Source organism: Kitasatospora aureofaciens, from assembly GCF_019192735.1.
In the GTDB taxonomy this organism is placed as follows: domain Bacteria; phylum Actinomycetota; class Actinomycetes; order Streptomycetales; family Streptomycetaceae; genus Kitasatospora; species Kitasatospora aureofaciens_A.
Genome location: NZ_JAHTKP010000023.1, coordinates 81,050 through 95,023, shown reverse-complemented (window position 1 = coordinate 95,023; position 13,974 = coordinate 81,050). Strand labels below are relative to the sequence as shown.

The window sequence follows — 13,974 nt, the reverse complement described above, 5'->3', positions numbered from 1 at the left end:
GAGCATGCGCCTGGAGAACAAGGTCGCGGTGATCACCGGCGCGGCCCGAGGGGCCGGCCGGGCCTGTGCGGTGGCCTTCGCCCGGGAAGGCGCCGACCTGGTCCTCACCGATCTGGGCGCCGACCTGGTCGGAGTGCCCTACCCGCTGGGCACCGAGAGCCAGTTGGAGCACACGGCCGAGCTCTGTCGGCAGTACGGTGCCGGCACGGTCACCGTGCTCGCCGACATCCGCAGCATGGCCGACTGCGAGCGCGTGCGGGACAGCTGCCTGAACCGCTACGGCAGCGTGGACGTCCTGGTCAACAACGCGGGGCTGGCCGCTCCCTCGGGCAAACCGGTGCACGACATCTCCGAGAGCGAATGGCAGCTCATGATAGATGTCGACCTCTCCGGCGCCTGGCGGATGATCAGGTGCTTCGCTCCCCAGCTGGCGGAGCAGAGGTCCGGCAGCATCATCAACGTGGCCTCGACGGCCGGGCTGGTCGGCTACCGGCACTTCGCCGGATACGTGGCCGCCAAGCACGGCCTGATCGGGCTCACCAAGGCCGCGGCCCTGGACTACGCGCCGCTGCGCGTGCGGGTCAACGCGCTCTGTCCGGGCAACATCCGGGACGACCTGGGCATGGAGGGCCGGATGCTCTCCGAGGTCGCCCGCTGCCTGGACGTGCCGATGAGCGACTACGAGACCACCTTCCTGGCCGACCAGCCGATGAACGTCCTGGTCGAGCCCGAAGACGTGGCAGCGGCCGCCGTCTGGCTGGCCTCCGACGAGTCCCGGCGGGTCACCGGGACGACGCTGACCGTCGACGCCGGGTACTCCGCGCGGTGAGCGGACCCCCGATCCGGGCCGGACAGCTCGGTCAGATCGCACGACTGCCGGTATCCGAGGAGGAGCAGTGACAGAAGCGAGCACCCAGCCCGCAGCCGCCCAGCCGGCTGCGGCCCTGCCCTGGCCCGAGCTGCTCGGTGAGCTGCGCGGCGAGGCCCGACCTCAGCTGTGGCGGCCCGCAGCGCGACGCCTGCGGCGGGAGCCCGGAGCACGCGCGCGGCACGGCAGACGGCAGGTCGCCCTTGCCGTGCTGGCCACCCACACGACCGACTTCCTTGCGGAGTACCTCCCGGTCGGTGCCCTCTCCGTCGGCATCGATCTGACTGTCCGCCAGTTTCCGTACGGACAGGTGGAAGCGGAGCTGCTGGACCCGGCGGGCGAGCTGCGCGCCCAGCGTCCGGACTACGTGCTGCTCGCCGGTACCGAGCAGGACCTCCAGCTCGGGGCGGCGGATCCGGACGCGGTGGTCGAGGCGGCGGTCGCCCGCTGGAGCGGCCTGTGGACGCGCGTCCGTGAGGACCTCGGCGCCAGGGTTGTCCAGTGCCTGTTCACCGTTCCTGCCGACGACGTGTACGGCAACGTGAGCGCCGCCGTCGGGTCGAGCGACTCCGCCGTGGTCCGCCGGATCAACGCCGCCCTGCTCGAACGCGGCGGTGACGACGTGCTCTTCGTCGACTGCGACCGGCTGGCAGCCGATGTCGGGCGCCGGGTCTGGCGTGATCCGAGGTACTGGGACGCGCTGCGCCAACCGGTGTCGCTCGACGCGCTGCCGCTGCTGGCCCGCACGGTCGCGGGAGTGCTCGCCGCCGACCTGGGGCTGACCCGGCGCTGCCTGGTGGTCGACCTCGACAACACCCTGTGGGGCGGCGTCCTGGGGGAGGACGGCCTCGACGGGGTGCAGGTCGGCCAGGGCGCGGTCGGCGAGGCCCATGCGCGTTTCCAGGAGTATCTGGGAGGGCTGCGCCGTCGTGGTGTGGTGCTCGCGGTCGCGAGCAAGAACGACGCCGACCTGGCGCACCGAGCACTGGCGGAGATCCCGGGCATGCGGCTGCGCCCTTCGGACTTCGCAGTGGTGGTCGCGGACTGGCGGCCCAAGTCCGAGCAGCTCCGCGAGATCGCCGGCCGGCTCGGCCTCGGCCTGGAGAGCCTGGCCTTCGTGGACGACAACCCTGCCGAGCGGTCCCAGGTGGCGGGCGAGCTCCCCGAGGTGGATGTCATCGCGCTACCGGCGCAGCCGTCCCAGTACGTGCGCGCGCTCGCCGGCCGCCCCACGCTGGAGACCGGCAGGCCGACGGCCGACGACCGGGCGCGGGCCGCGTCCTACCAGGCGCTCCAGAAGGTCGAGGGCCTGCGGGTGGCGGCCGACTCGCTGGAGGGCTTCCTCGACAGCCTCCAGATGCGTTCGCTGCTGCGCCCGCTCACCCCGGGTGGACTCGACCGGGCGGCTCAGCTCCTGCAGAAGACCAACCAGTTCAACCTGACCACCCGGCGCCGCTCCCGCGATGAGCTGGCAGAACTCCTCGGCCACCCCGACTGGCGGTGCCTCACGCTCTCGCTGCGCGACCGCTTCGCCGACCACGGGACGGTGGGGTTGGTGCTGCTGCGGCTGGACGGCGCCGCCGGCGAGATCGACACCCTGCTGCTCAGCTGCCGGGTGATCGGCCGGACGGCAGAGCGGCGGCTGGTGGCCGCCGCGGCAGCCGAGGCGCGTGCCGTCGGCTGCGACCGACTGGTCGGACGGTACGTGCCGACCTCCCGCAACTCCCTGGTCGCCGGACTCTACCCGGAGCTCGGCTTCCAGCCCGTGGACGAGTCGGCGGGCGGACCGGCCGGCGCCCGGAGCTACATGTACCCCCTGGACCTCGACGGTCCGTCGGACAGCCCCCACCTCACCGAGGAGCAAGCATGACCGCACCCCTGCTCGACGTCGTCCTGGCGGCCTTCGCCGACGTCATGGGCGAGCCCGCGCCGAACGGCGGGGACACCGTCCCGGAGGACGTCGAGATGTGGACCTCGCTGACGCACGTGCACCTGGTGTACGAGATCGAGTCGCGCCTCGACATCGCGTTGCCGGAGGTCCTGCTGGTCCACCGTGGTTCACTGGCGACCGTTGCCGAGGCAGTACGGGCTGCCGCCGGATGACCGCCCGCACCGTGACGCTCCCGGCCGCGGAGGTGGCGCACTTCGCGGCGGCGTCGGCAGACGTCAACCCACTGCACACCGACGAGGACTTCGCTCGCCGTACGCCCTACGGCCGTCCCATCGCGCACGGCGCCCTGGTCGTGCTCACCGCCCTGGCAGTCGTGCCGGCGGACCGGCTGGCCCGGCTGACGGTGCTGACCGCGGACTTCCTCGGCCCGGTGTACCCGGACGTCCCCTATCAGGTGGTGGCCGAGCAGGGGCCGGAGCAGGGCAGGCTGCGCCTGCGGATCAGTTGCCGCGGCGAGACCGCAGCGGTGGTCGGCCTGACCCTGGACGGCGACCGACCGTTGCCGCAGCGCCTGTCGGCGGACAGCGTCCGGACAGGCGTCCCCGAGGACGCGGCGCCGCGCGTGTGGAGCCTGCCGGAACTCGCCGGTGCGGACCGCTGGACGGCGGCCTACCACCCCGACCCGCAGCGTCTGCGGGAGTTGGCCGACCGGCTCGGCGGCCAGGGCATACCCGATCCGCTGCTGCTCTGGCTGGCCGGCAGCAGCTGGGTGGTGGGCATGCAGGCCCCCGGCCGGGACGCGCTCTTTGCCGGACTGCGGCTCACCCGCCAGGACGGGCCGCCCACCCCGGACCGCGAGAGCGCGATGGAGATCACCCGGGCCGATCCACGCACCGGTGCGGTAGGCCTCCGGGCCACCGGCAGCGGCCCGGAAGGCTCTGCGGTCCTGGAACTGCGCACCTTCGTACGGCTTCCCGTCCCCGTCCCGACCCGGGTATCGGTCGCCGCCCATCTGACGCCGAGTCAGAATCTGGCTGACCGTCAGATTCTCTTGACCGGTGGCAGCCGAGGGTTCGGAGCCGCCCTGGCGGGCGCGTTCGCGAGTCAGGGCGCCACCGTGTGGACGCTCTACGCCCGCAGCCAGGACCGTGTGCAGGCGCTGCGGCAGGAGTTCGGGGCGAACCGGATCCGGCCGCTGCGCTGCGACGCCACCAACCCTGCCGAGGTCGCCCGAGTGATCGCCCAACTCGAAAGCAACGGAATCGAGTTGGACGGCGTGGCGGTGGTGGCGGCCCCGCCGCTCCAGAACACCACGCTGCACCCCGACTCGGTGGCCCCGGCGCTGGAGTTCATCCAGCGCAGCCTCGGGATGGCCCTGCACCCGCTGACCGCCGCCCTGCCGCTGCTGCGCCGGGACGGCTGGCTGCTGGCCGCCTCCTCGGACGCGGTCGCCGACCCGCCCGACGGCTGGGGCCACTACGCCGCGGCCAAGGCGGCGCTGGAGTCCTACGCGGCCTACTGCGGGCGCCGCCACGGCGTGCGCACGCTTCTGCTGAGGCCGCCCAAGATGCACACCGATCTGGTGAACAGCCCTACCGCCCGGCTCGGCGCCGTCTCTGTCGAACAGGTGGCGGCCGCAGCGCTGCACTGGGTGATCGGGAACGCCGGGCCGCAGGGCGCCACCACGGTGCTCGACACTGCCGAGATCCTCAGGACCACCGATCCCTCACGAGGTCAGCCATGACGATGTCGCTCAGCTGCTTCCCCTACGCCGGGGCGGGAGCGGGCGTCTACCGCCCCTCGCGCCGCCGCGCCGGTGAGGTGCTGCGAGTAGAGCCGATCCAGTACGCCGGAAGGGAGGAATGTTTCACCGAGCCGTTCTACGCCGACCTGACGGCGGCTGCCGAGGACTGCGCCGCGCAGGTCCTCAAGGCTGCGGACGGCGGCCCCTTCGCCTTCTTCGGCCACAGCTTCGGCGCCGTGGTGGCCTACGAGACCGCCCAGCTGCTGGCCGCCGCCGGTGGGCCGCTGCCGGAGCACCTGGTGGTCAGCGGGGCCGCCGGCCCCGGTGTGCCCCGGATCGCGACCGGCATCCTGCAGGCCGATGACGAGGAACTCGTCCGGCAGGTCGCGGAGCTGATGGGCAGTGTCCCCGAGTCGTTCGGCCACCGGGGCCTGCGGGAGCTGCTGCTGCCGGTCTTCCGGGCGGACGTGGCGCTGCACGAGGCCTACACGCCCAGCCTCCGAGGCCCGTTGCCGGTGCCCGTCACCATCCTGCTGGGCAGCGAGGACCGGCTCGTCAACACCGCCCAGGCCCGTCAGTGGGGCGAGGTGACGGCGGTGGGTCACCGCTTCGTCGAGATCCCGGGCGGTCACATGTACCTCACCGAGGACTGGGAGCTGCTCTGGGAGACGGTGGAGGCGGCTCTCGAAACACCACTCGAAGCACCGCTGCGCTCCGCAGCCCGATAGCCCGGTAGCCCCGAGCCCCATCCCCCGAAGCCGGCTCACCGCGAGCCCCAGGAACGGACAGGCCGTCATGCCCGCACCCCAGCCCGCTCTCCCGTCGATGGCCGCCGGCCACCACACGCCCGTGCCGGACGATGCCACCGTGCACGGCGCCGTCCGGGCCCACGCCCGCTGCGCTCCCGAGGCGATTGCGATCCGGACGGCGGACGGCACGGTGACCTACGCCGAGGTGGCTGCGCGCGCGGATGCGGTGCACCGGCTGCTGGCGCGGCACGGGATCGGCCCCGGCGTGGTGGTTCCCGTCATCGCCACCGCCGGCCCCGCTTTCGTCTGGGCAGCGCTCGGGGTCCTGGCGGCGGGCGCGGCCTTCGCCGCTGTCGACCCGGATTGGCCCGACGAGCGCATCGCGGGTCTCCTCTCCGACTGCGGTGCGCAGGTGGTGCTCGACGCCGCCGGCCAGGGATGGGCACGGCCGGGGACGACGACCCTCCCACTCCCCACACCGATCCCGGCCGCAGAGCGGCCGACCGTGGTGCCCCCGGTCGCGACGGCGGACTCGTCCGCCTGCGTCTTCTTCACCTCCGGCTCCACCGGCCGTCCCAAGGGTGCCGTCATCGCGCACCGCGCCTTCCACCGCACGTTCCACGATGCCGGGTTCGCCGATCTCGGCCCTGACACGGTGTTCCTGCACACGGCGCCGCCGTACTGGGACGCCGCGGCGCTGGAGGTCTTCGGCGCGCTGATGAACGGCGGCAGCCTGGTACTGACGCCCGAACGGCTGCTGACTCCGAACGTGCTGCGTGATCTGATTCGTTGCCAGGGGGTCAACACCGCCTGGCTGACCAGCTCGCTGTTCAATGCCCTGGTGGAGGAGGACCTGACGGCCTTCAGTGGCCTCCGCCAGCTCATGATCGGGGGCGAACGACTCTCCGAGGAGCACGTGCGCAGCTTCCTCGAAGCCCACCCGGGCACCCCACTGACGAACGGTTACGGACCGGTGGAGTCCATGGTCTTCGCCGCCACCCACCCGATCGTCCGGCCGGACCTGGACCGTAGGGACGGGATCCCGCTCGGCCGACCGCTGCGGAACACTCTGCTGCTCGTCCAGGACCAGGCGGGCCGGACGGTGCCGCGAGGCACCGATGGCGAGCTGTGGATCGGTGGGGACGGCCTCGCACTGGGCTACCTCAACCGCCCGGAAGAGGACCGGCGCCGCTTCGCCCACCTCACCCTGCCGGACGGCACCACGGCCCGCGCCTACCGTACCGGCGATCGGGTGCGGATGGACGATGACGGACTCCTGCACTACCTGGGCAGGCTGGACCGCCAGTTCAAGCGGCGTGGGCACCGGATCGAGCCTGCCGAGGTGGAGCAGGCCGTGCGGGACTGCCCCGGAGTGGCGGCCGCAGCGGTGCTTCCGCTCAAGGACGAGCGCGGCACCGTCTCGGAGGCCGTCTGCTTCTACACCGTCACGCCCGAGGCACCGGCGACACGTGATGGTCTGCTGCGGCACCTCGTCGCCGCCCTGCCGGCCCCGCTGCGGCCGGACCGGGTCGAGCAGCTGCCCGCCCTGCCCTTGGGCCCGACCGGCAAGGTCGACCTGCAGCGGCTGGCCGCGCTCCTCACCATCCGGACCGCCGAGGTCTCCACGGCGGCGAACACCGGCCCGAACACCGGCCCGAGCACGCCGGCGCTCGCAGCCGCCCGGGAACTCCTGGGCCTGCCAGAGCTGTCGGCCGAGCAGGATCTGTTCCTGGCAGGCGCGAACTCCCTGCAGGTCCTTCGCCTCGCGGCGCGCTTCTCGAAGCTGCTGGGTGCCCGGATCGAACCCAGGGATGTCTACCGGACACCGTTCGTTGGCGCGCTGGAGCAGCTCGCCCTGACCAGGGCGGACACCGAGCGCACAGTGCCCACCGCGACCGCTTCGCCGACCGGCTCGGAACCCATCGAGCTGACCGCAGGCCAGCGCCGGTTCTGGCTCGCGGAGAAGCTGGCCCCGGGTGCCCCGGGCCACGTCGCGATCACTCGCGCGCGCCTGCACGGGACCGTGGACCTGGGCAGGCTGGAGCGCGTGCTGGGCGAGGTGGTCACAGACCATCCTGCCCTGCGGACGGTCTTCCCCCGTGCGGGCGCCCGACCACGCCCACAGCTGCTCTCCGGCGCTCCCGGCCCGAAGATCAACTGGCGGGACGCGGCCGGCCACGACGCCGGACAGCTGGAGCGTGAACTCGTGTCGGAACTCGCGGCACAGGTACACGACGTCGAACAGGGCCCGCTGCTTGTAGCCGGCGGGCTCCGCCTCTCCGAGCAGGAGCACCTGCTCCTGCTGGCGGTCCATCACATCGCCTATGACGCAGACTCGGAGGCGGTGCTTCTCGGTGACCTGCTGGACCGCTACGCCGGCACCCAGCCACCTCCCGCAGGGCCGCCGCCGGCGGACCTGCCGCCTACGCAGGACGAGCACAGTCGGCTGCGTGCGTTCTGGCAGCGAACCCTCGCCGAGGCCCCGACTCTGTCCATACCGGGCTGTCGCCCGGTGCCCGCCCGCACCCTGTGGAGTTCGCCACCCGCCGTCTCGGCGGTCGACCTCAGCGCTGTCGACGTCGAGGGCCTCCGCCGGACGGCGGCGACGGTTCGGAGTCCGCTGCTCGGCCTCTTCCTCGCCGCGTGGTGGCGTACTCTCGCCCGGCACACAGGTGCGGCCGACCATGTCATCGGTACGGCGGTCGCGGACCGCAGCGAGCAGTTCGACCGCACGATCGGCTATCTGGCCAACAATCTGCCCATCCGGATCACTGCACCTGCCCGGTTGCTCTCCGACGAGTTGATCTCCACAGTCCGGGACGGCCTGCTGGACGCCATCGCTCACGGCTCGCTCTCCACCGATGAGCTCGCCACCCTCGTTCCACGCCCGCAGGCCGGTCGGATGCCGCTCTACCAGACCATGGTCCTCTTCCAGCGCCCAGCGCCCGCCCGGGCGGCCGGTGGGCTTCGGATCACCCCCCTCCCGAGCCCGCCGCTCGGACCGCAGTGCGAACTCATGCTGGAGGTCTGGGAGGAACGCACCTTCACCGCCACTCTCTCGGCGGCGCAGGGCCAGGCGGACCCAGCGGTGCTCGCTGCTCTCGGGGCCGACTTCGCGGCCGAACTCCGCCGCCTGGTCGCCGAGTTGAGCCGGAACGGGGTCCGTCAGTGATCGATGTAACGGGCCGACGGCCCGAGCGGGCGGTTCGGCGCTGGTGCTACGCCCCAAGTGGTCGGCTCCGGAGGTCTTCGGGGGTTGACTCCGGAGTCGCTGGTGTGTCTTTCGCTTGGTCAGGGTTCGGGTCCGGCGAGGTGGAGCTGGCAGGCGCAGTCGAGGGCGTCTTCGGGGGTGCCGGCGAAGGTGCCGGTGGGTAGCAGGGAGTCCTCGTAGCGGTCGCTGCTGGCGTAGTAGAGGGCGAAGCCCCATCGGCTCGCGGTGCCGCTGTGGCGCAGGCGCATCAGTTTGACCCGTTCGCCGTCGGCCAGTTCGCCTTCCACGTAGGCGAACTGCCCGCGGTGGCGGATGTGCAGGTCCGTCAGTTGTGGCCAAGCGGTGCGGGCGTGTTCGGTCAGCCGCTGGGCGAGTGACCGCTGGGTGTACTCCGGGGTCGTGGGCATGGCGGCCATCCTGCCGGATCGCCCCGGCAGCGGATGCGGCAGGCTGAACGGGGGCCTCGAGGAGTTCGTGGAGTTCTGGGCCAGCCGGGCTTCCAGGTCCGCGATCCGGGCTCGGGCTTGGGCCGGCTCGCTCCGCAACTCAACCACCAGCGCTGCGAGTTCCTCGTAGCTGGGAAGCGGCGCGGCCTGGGACATGAGACCCAATGATCACGAAACTGGGCCTCGAGATCAACTCGGGTGCCGGTGACCAGCTATCCAGTCACCCGTCGAATTCACCGATATCGCACCGACCGCCGTGCGCGAGCGGGTCCGCGCGCGCCTGGCCCTTAGCGGCTGGCTGGCCGCAGCCGACGACTGCGGCGTTGGCGGGCCGGTGATGCTGAGCTTCCATCCGGCGCTGGTCGCCTTGGAGGAGGGCGGACATGAAGCGTATCAACCGGCCTGGCGGATCACACCTGCGCGAGGTCGGCGGTGAGTGCCGTCATGTCGATGCCGTTGACGGTCCCGGCCTCCTTGTACTCCTGGGCCAGCACGGCCCAGGCTTCGTCGGAGTAGGTGGACCACCAGTCCCAGGCGATCCGCTGGACCCCGCCCCAGGTGATCGCGTAGATGTAGTCGGCGTCGTAACCGAGCAGCGGGATCGCGTGTCCGCCCTCGATCGGCTGCTGTTGCCAGTTCGGCACCAGGGTCCACGGCTGGCCCTCCTGGAACTGCGTCTGTGCGTTGGCCGGCACCTGGATGCCCGCGTAGACGGCGCCGAAGAGCCACATGGTCTGCTGGAGCGCGGTCAGGTTGTGCACGTTGACCGGCGCATAGCCCAGCACGCTGTTGCCCCACAGGCCGGTGGACTGCCAGTTCTTGAGCACATCGGCCTCGACCAGGCCGGTGTCCTGGCCGCCGGTGAGCTGGAAGTACTCGGCCACGACCTCCTGGGGCGTCGGGATGGCGTCCTGCTCCTTGGTCTGGGCGTTCCAGGACTGGATCATGTGCGCGGCAGCGGCCATGGTGCAGTCGCCGTACTGGTCGTTGCCGTCCATGGGCCACTCAGGGACGTTGGTGGCCCAGTCCACCGCTGCCGGGGGTGCCGGGAGCGGGGCCTTCGCGTAGGTGGTGAAGTCCTTGAGAGCGGTCGGAAACTGCGGGGCGAGCTTCCCGAGCTTTCCAGCGACCTGGTTCATCGTTCTCTCCGTTCACTCGCATCTCACTCGCACGCGCGCAGCTGCCTGCCCCGCGCTCCGTTGACGTGTATGCGTCTTCCGTACGCATATGTCTGATATGTACGTTGTATACTTACAGCCTGCTCTCCCTGCGAGGGTGAGTCAAGCGGCCGGGGTACAGGTCAGGAGGCGGCCGTGGACAGGGAAGGGGAACGCAGCTCGGCCGCACGCGGCGGGGAGCGCGCGCCCTCGCCCCGGCGGGCTCGGCTGACCAGGTCGCGGGTGCTCGACGCCGCCGTCGCGCTGGTCGACCGCGACGGCCTGGCCGCACTGACCATGCGCAACCTGGCCACCGACCTCGGTGTGGAGCCGATGGCGCTCTACCGGTACGCCTCCGGAAAGCAGGCGCTGCTGGACGGCATGGTGGAGGCGTTCTGCGCCGAGGTGTACGAGGGCCTCGGCCCGCCGGCCGAGGGCGCCGGCGGCACCGGCCGGGACTGGCGTGCGGAGCTCCATCGTGTTGCCGAGGTGTTCCACGCGGTCGCCGATGCGCACCCCCAGGTGGTCCCGCTGGTGGTCACCCGCCCGCTCGACGTCCCGCTGGCCCGCCGTCCCCCGGCGATGCTCCGGCTCAACGAACACGTCCTGGCCCTGCTCGACCGGGCCGGGCTCGACGACCACGCCACCCTGCGCCTCTACCGTGCGGTGGGCGGCTGGGTGCTGGGCTACCTGCTGGTCGACCGGCGGCAGGTGGTCGACAACCCGGACGAACCGGAGCCGCTGCTCCGACTGGGGCTGCACCGGCTGCCGATCTCGGAGTACCCGCGACTGCGCGCGCTGGCCCGGCTGCTGGCCGACCACGATCCGGCGGAGGAACTGGCGGCCGGCCTGGACGCCCTGCTGGACGGGCTCGGGGACCATCGGACCGACGACTGAGCCGGCCGGTTGATTCCGTCCAGCCCGATACGTGCTGAGCCTGCCTCCGGCTGGCCGACATCACCAATTCAAGCTCAGCACCGGAGATGTGGTTGCGAGTCCTGGACTGGGCGTCCTGTTGCGAAACCGGCCGGGACCCGGGGAGTGGGCGGCTCCGCGTGGCACGCGGAGCCGCCCACAGGAGCTGGTTCAGGGGGTGGCGGGGAAGTCGCCGGTGTGGATGCCGACGATGAATGCCTGCCAGGCCTCAGCGGTGACGTTCAGCAGCGGCCCGTGGGGGGCCTTGCTGTCCTTTACTGCGACGTCTTGGCGCTGCAAGTGCACCGCAGGACTCGCCGCCGAAGACAGCTCCGGCGGCGACTACCTCATTACCGCCGACCACTGCTTCGCCACCGGATCCGGCACCCACATCTACGGCGAAGGCGACGCAGTCGGAAACTGGCAGCTCAACTACGGGAGCTACGTCGGGGACATCGGCAACGACCAGCCCCAGTGGGACGCCCAGGTCATCTGGACCAAGGCATACAACGGCGCAGGAACCAACTCCGACGAAGCCGACCAGCCGCAGGGCCAGTGGTATCCGGTGACCTCCGCCTCCTGCTCTTACAACGGCGACTCCGTCTGCCAGGACGGAGCCCGCTCCTACTACAACGGCTACGGCGTGCCCTGTGGCATCACCGTTACCAACCAGGACGTCCTATACAACATCACCTGGGATGACGGAACGGTGCACACCGTTCGCGGCGTCCAGGGGCAGTCTTCGGGCTGGATGGGAGAACCGGGTGACTCCGGGGCGCTGGTGTTCAGCATCTCCGGCAGTAACACCCGGCAGGCCCGTGGCATCGCGTCCGCGATGGGGGGAGGCTCCTTCTTCTGGACGGAGGCCCCCGACATCCTCAACGCGTGGAACCTGCACCTGAACCCGCACGTCTAACGCAACGGGGCCCCTCTGGGACACCAGAGGGGCCCACCGTGAGGAGGCACCCCTTGAAGCGCAAGGCCGCTCTGCTCGCCATCTCGCTCGTGCCGTTGCTCGCCGCGTGCGGCCAAGAGACGCCGGCCGCGGCGGACACCTGCGGACAACAGATCGCGGGGCAGGCCGACCCGAACACGCTGGCCGTCTACCGCGTGCCCGTGGGCAAGGACTCTGTCCAGGTCGACTACCGCGCGCAGAGCGGAGATCCCGTCAGCGCGTACCTTACGACAACGAACGGGACCGTCGTCGGCCGCGCCTCGAAGCCTGCCCAGGACGGCAAGGCGACAGTCGATGTGCTGTGCTCTGGAGTCACCTGGGCACAGGTGACCAACCCGCACAACGTCGACTATCAGGCCGTGGTAATGATCACTAAGTCCGGCCACCCGAACATTGTCTCGTCGGAGCCGCTGTTCGTCTCCGGATCGGTCCCCACCGTACCGAGGACGCAGCCGTAAGGATCGCTGGCGTGGGGTGCGGTGGCGGGCGGCGGTGATTCACTCGGCGAGGCGGGCGTCGTTGCCGTGAGCGGGGGCAAGGCGCTATGGCGTCCTGTGGAGTGGTGTAGCAGGAATCTTGGAGTAACCCCTGGTCATGGGGCAGCCATCGCGCAACTCTCCGAGTAGAAAGGCGAGTTCACTTGGAGCGCCGGTCCCGCCCGGCTGCCTTCGTCAGTAGTTGCACTGGAGACCACGGCGGTCGGGCGTGCCGGTTGGTGGGGTCTATGCCTGGGTGGGGTCGATGATGAACCGCTCCGGGTGGGCGGCCTGCACGTACTTCACCGCGGTGGTGGCCGAAAGGCCGAAGACGTGCATGAGGTGGAGTGGGTCTTTGGCCTCGTGGGCTTCGTCGAGGATCCGGTCGCTCCAGATCTTCTGGGCGGTCAGCCCGGTGAACCTGAAGTAGTACTGCACTGCGAACTTGTTGATTGGCGGGCGACCGGCGTGCATGGCGGTGCGGCGGGTGACCAGCAGATGAGGGTTGGCGCTGAGCGGCCACCGCTGGTGGCGGTCACGAAGCCAGTCGGCGATCAGCAGCAGGGTGAGCTCATCGAGGTAGATCAGGCGGGTGCCGACCTTCAGTTGGCCGTGCGCCCGGTCGAGGTCGCTGATGAGCAGGGAGCGTAGGGCCAGCGGTCGCGCGGCGTGGATGGCGACCAGGGCGACGCACAGCTTTCCGAAGGCGGAGGGGACCTTGTCCAGCATGCCCGTGATCTTGTCGCTGGGGATGGCGCGGGGCACGCTGACTTTCCCGCCGATGTGCACCGGCTACTCCTCCGCGCTCGGCGCCCTCCGCCTCGGGGAGCGCAACCTTGTCAGCATCGAGGTGGACCCGGGAGTCGCCGAGCGTGCCGCAGCGTCGTTGAAGACCGCCGGGTTCTCCCCCGCCCTGGTAGTCGGCAACGGCCTGGCCGGGCACGAGGACGGCGGCCCGTACGACCGGCTGATCGCGACCTGCTCGATCCGCCATCTCCCCCTGCCGTGGCTCTACCAGGTCACGCCGGAAGGGAAGATCCTCGTCACCTTCTCCGGCTGGAGCTTCGCCTTCGGCCAGGCCCTGCTGACCGTCACAGAGCCGGGGTGCGCCACCGGCCGCTTCCTTCCGGGGCATATCAGCTTCATGATCGCCCGCCAGCACGACCGGCCCCCGCGCGGGAACCTCACCCTGCTCGCCGGGGACGAGCGTCCTGCCGAGATCAACCCGGCGCTTCTCTCCGACTGGACCGGCAAGTGGGTCGCCCAGCTCGCCGCCCCCTCCGCCGAGGTCCTCGGCAGCGGCGGCCACCAGATCCTCATGGACGTCGCCACCGGCTCCCACGCCCGCACAAGGCCGAACCCTGATGGCGGCTGGACCGTCACCCAGCGCGGCCCCCTGCGCCTTTGGGACCAGGTCGAGGACGCCATCAAGGAGTGGCAGAGCCAGGGAGCACCCCACCAGGAGGGCTTCGGCATCACGATCGACGGCGACGGCCAGCGCGTGTGGATCGGCAACGAGGACGGCCCCGGCTGGAACCTCCCCGTGTAGCCGGCGGCCGATA

Annotated in this window: 14 protein-coding genes and 1 pseudogene; 10 read left to right on the top strand and 5 right to left on the bottom strand. The window is 71.1% G+C overall.

Going from position 1 to position 13,974, the window contains the following annotated elements:
- Positions 1-4 precede the first annotated feature (4 nt).
- The 6 genes from KV557_RS22675 to KV557_RS22650 all read left to right on the top strand — a co-directional run bounded on the left by KV557_RS22675 (position 5) and on the right by KV557_RS22650 (position 8,424).
- Positions 5-829, top strand: a complete 825-nt coding sequence (locus KV557_RS22675) for an SDR family oxidoreductase (protein WP_218203123.1) — start codon at positions 5-7, stop codon at positions 827-829.
- 67 nt (positions 830-896) lie between these two features.
- The gene (locus KV557_RS44515) at positions 897-2,738 is read left to right on the top strand and encodes an HAD-IIIC family phosphatase (RefSeq protein WP_218203074.1); all 1,842 of its coding nucleotides are present in this window, start codon (positions 897-899) and stop codon (positions 2,736-2,738) included.
- Positions 2,735-2,971, top strand: a complete 237-nt coding sequence (locus KV557_RS22665) for a hypothetical protein (protein WP_218203071.1) — start codon at positions 2,735-2,737, stop codon at positions 2,969-2,971. The genes KV557_RS44515 and KV557_RS22665 overlap by 4 nt, the downstream gene beginning before the upstream one ends.
- Positions 2,968-4,503: an SDR family NAD(P)-dependent oxidoreductase gene (locus tag KV557_RS22660; RefSeq protein ID WP_218203069.1), complete on the top strand. Its 1,536-nt coding sequence runs from the start codon at positions 2,968-2,970 to the stop codon at positions 4,501-4,503. The genes KV557_RS22665 and KV557_RS22660 overlap by 4 nt, the downstream gene beginning before the upstream one ends.
- Positions 4,500-5,231 carry a thioesterase II family protein gene (locus KV557_RS22655; RefSeq protein ID WP_218203067.1) on the top strand — a complete coding sequence of 244 codons (732 nt, stop codon included), beginning with the start codon at positions 4,500-4,502 and terminating at the stop codon, positions 5,229-5,231. The genes KV557_RS22660 and KV557_RS22655 overlap by 4 nt, the downstream gene beginning before the upstream one ends.
- Before the next feature lie 67 nt (positions 5,232-5,298).
- Positions 5,299-8,424: a non-ribosomal peptide synthetase gene (locus KV557_RS22650; RefSeq protein WP_218203065.1), complete on the top strand. Its 3,126-nt coding sequence runs from the start codon at positions 5,299-5,301 to the stop codon at positions 8,422-8,424.
- Positions 8,425-8,543: 119 nt separating this feature from the next.
- Here KV557_RS22650 and KV557_RS22645 read toward each other — a convergent pair whose 3' ends face one another.
- From KV557_RS22645 to KV557_RS22640, 3 genes and pseudogenes are all read right to left on the bottom strand, one after another.
- On the bottom strand, positions 8,544-8,870 hold the full coding sequence (locus KV557_RS22645) for a hypothetical protein (protein ID WP_218203063.1): 327 nt from the start codon (positions 8,868-8,870) through the stop codon (positions 8,544-8,546).
- Positions 8,871-8,924: 54 nt separating this feature from the next.
- Positions 8,925-9,065: pseudogene (locus KV557_RS44900) on the bottom strand (DUF6444 domain-containing protein); the annotation flags it as partial.
- 254 nt (positions 9,066-9,319) lie between these two features.
- Positions 9,320-10,048, bottom strand: coding sequence for a hypothetical protein (locus tag KV557_RS22640; protein ID WP_218203061.1), 729 nt, complete (start codon positions 10,046-10,048; stop codon positions 9,320-9,322).
- Between the two features lie 174 nt (positions 10,049-10,222).
- Here KV557_RS22640 and KV557_RS22635 point away from each other — a divergent pair, with 174 nt between their 5' ends.
- On the top strand, positions 10,223-10,963 hold the full coding sequence (locus KV557_RS22635) for a TetR/AcrR family transcriptional regulator (RefSeq protein ID WP_308130017.1): 741 nt from the start codon (positions 10,223-10,225) through the stop codon (positions 10,961-10,963).
- A gap of 189 nt (positions 10,964-11,152) precedes the next feature.
- Here KV557_RS22635 and KV557_RS22630 read toward each other — a convergent pair whose 3' ends face one another.
- Positions 11,153-11,287, bottom strand: coding sequence for a DUF397 domain-containing protein (locus KV557_RS22630; protein ID WP_308130016.1), 135 nt, complete (start codon positions 11,285-11,287; stop codon positions 11,153-11,155).
- Between KV557_RS22630 and KV557_RS42860 the strand changes: the two genes are divergently transcribed.
- Entirely contained in the window at positions 11,247-11,897 is a 651-nt protein-coding gene (locus KV557_RS42860) for a S1 family peptidase (protein ID WP_256177796.1), read from the top strand. The genes KV557_RS22630 and KV557_RS42860 overlap by 41 nt on opposite strands.
- A gap of 53 nt (positions 11,898-11,950) precedes the next feature.
- Positions 11,951-12,394, top strand: coding sequence for a hypothetical protein (locus KV557_RS22625; RefSeq protein ID WP_218203060.1), 444 nt, complete (start codon positions 11,951-11,953; stop codon positions 12,392-12,394).
- A gap of 264 nt (positions 12,395-12,658) precedes the next feature.
- Here KV557_RS22625 and KV557_RS22620 read toward each other — a convergent pair whose 3' ends face one another.
- Positions 12,659-13,141, bottom strand: a complete 483-nt coding sequence (locus KV557_RS22620; protein ID WP_218203058.1) for a hypothetical protein — start codon at positions 13,139-13,141, stop codon at positions 12,659-12,661.
- Here KV557_RS22620 and KV557_RS22615 point away from each other — a divergent pair.
- Positions 13,140-13,961 (top strand): hypothetical protein, encoded by an 822-nt coding sequence (locus KV557_RS22615; protein WP_308130015.1) that lies wholly within the window; start codon positions 13,140-13,142, stop codon positions 13,959-13,961. The genes KV557_RS22620 and KV557_RS22615 overlap by 2 nt on opposite strands.
- Positions 13,962-13,974: the final 13 nt, after the last annotated feature.

Bases quoted from the DNA above. Each gene is read 5' to 3' on its own strand.
- KV557_RS22665 (WP_218203071.1), top strand. From the start codon at position 2,735: ATGACCGCACCCCTGCTCGACGTCGTCCTGGCGGCCTTCGCCGACGTC.
- KV557_RS22650 (WP_218203065.1), top strand. From the start codon at position 5,299: ATGCCCGCACCCCAGCCCGCTCTCCCGTCGATGGCCGCCGGCCACCAC.
- KV557_RS22620 (WP_218203058.1), bottom strand. From the start codon at position 13,141: ATGCTGGACAAGGTCCCCTCCGCCTTCGGAAAGCTGTGCGTCGCCCTG.
- KV557_RS22655 (WP_218203067.1), top strand. From the start codon at position 4,500: ATGACGATGTCGCTCAGCTGCTTCCCCTACGCCGGGGCGGGAGCGGGC.
- KV557_RS22660 (WP_218203069.1), top strand. From the start codon at position 2,968: ATGACCGCCCGCACCGTGACGCTCCCGGCCGCGGAGGTGGCGCACTTC.
- KV557_RS22615 (WP_308130015.1), top strand. From the start codon at position 13,140: ATGCCCGTGATCTTGTCGCTGGGGATGGCGCGGGGCACGCTGACTTTC.
- KV557_RS22675 (WP_218203123.1), top strand. From the start codon at position 5: ATGCGCCTGGAGAACAAGGTCGCGGTGATCACCGGCGCGGCCCGAGGG.
- KV557_RS22645 (WP_218203063.1), bottom strand. From the start codon at position 8,870: ATGCCCACGACCCCGGAGTACACCCAGCGGTCACTCGCCCAGCGGCTG.
- KV557_RS22640 (WP_218203061.1), bottom strand. From the start codon at position 10,048: ATGAACCAGGTCGCTGGAAAGCTCGGGAAGCTCGCCCCGCAGTTTCCG.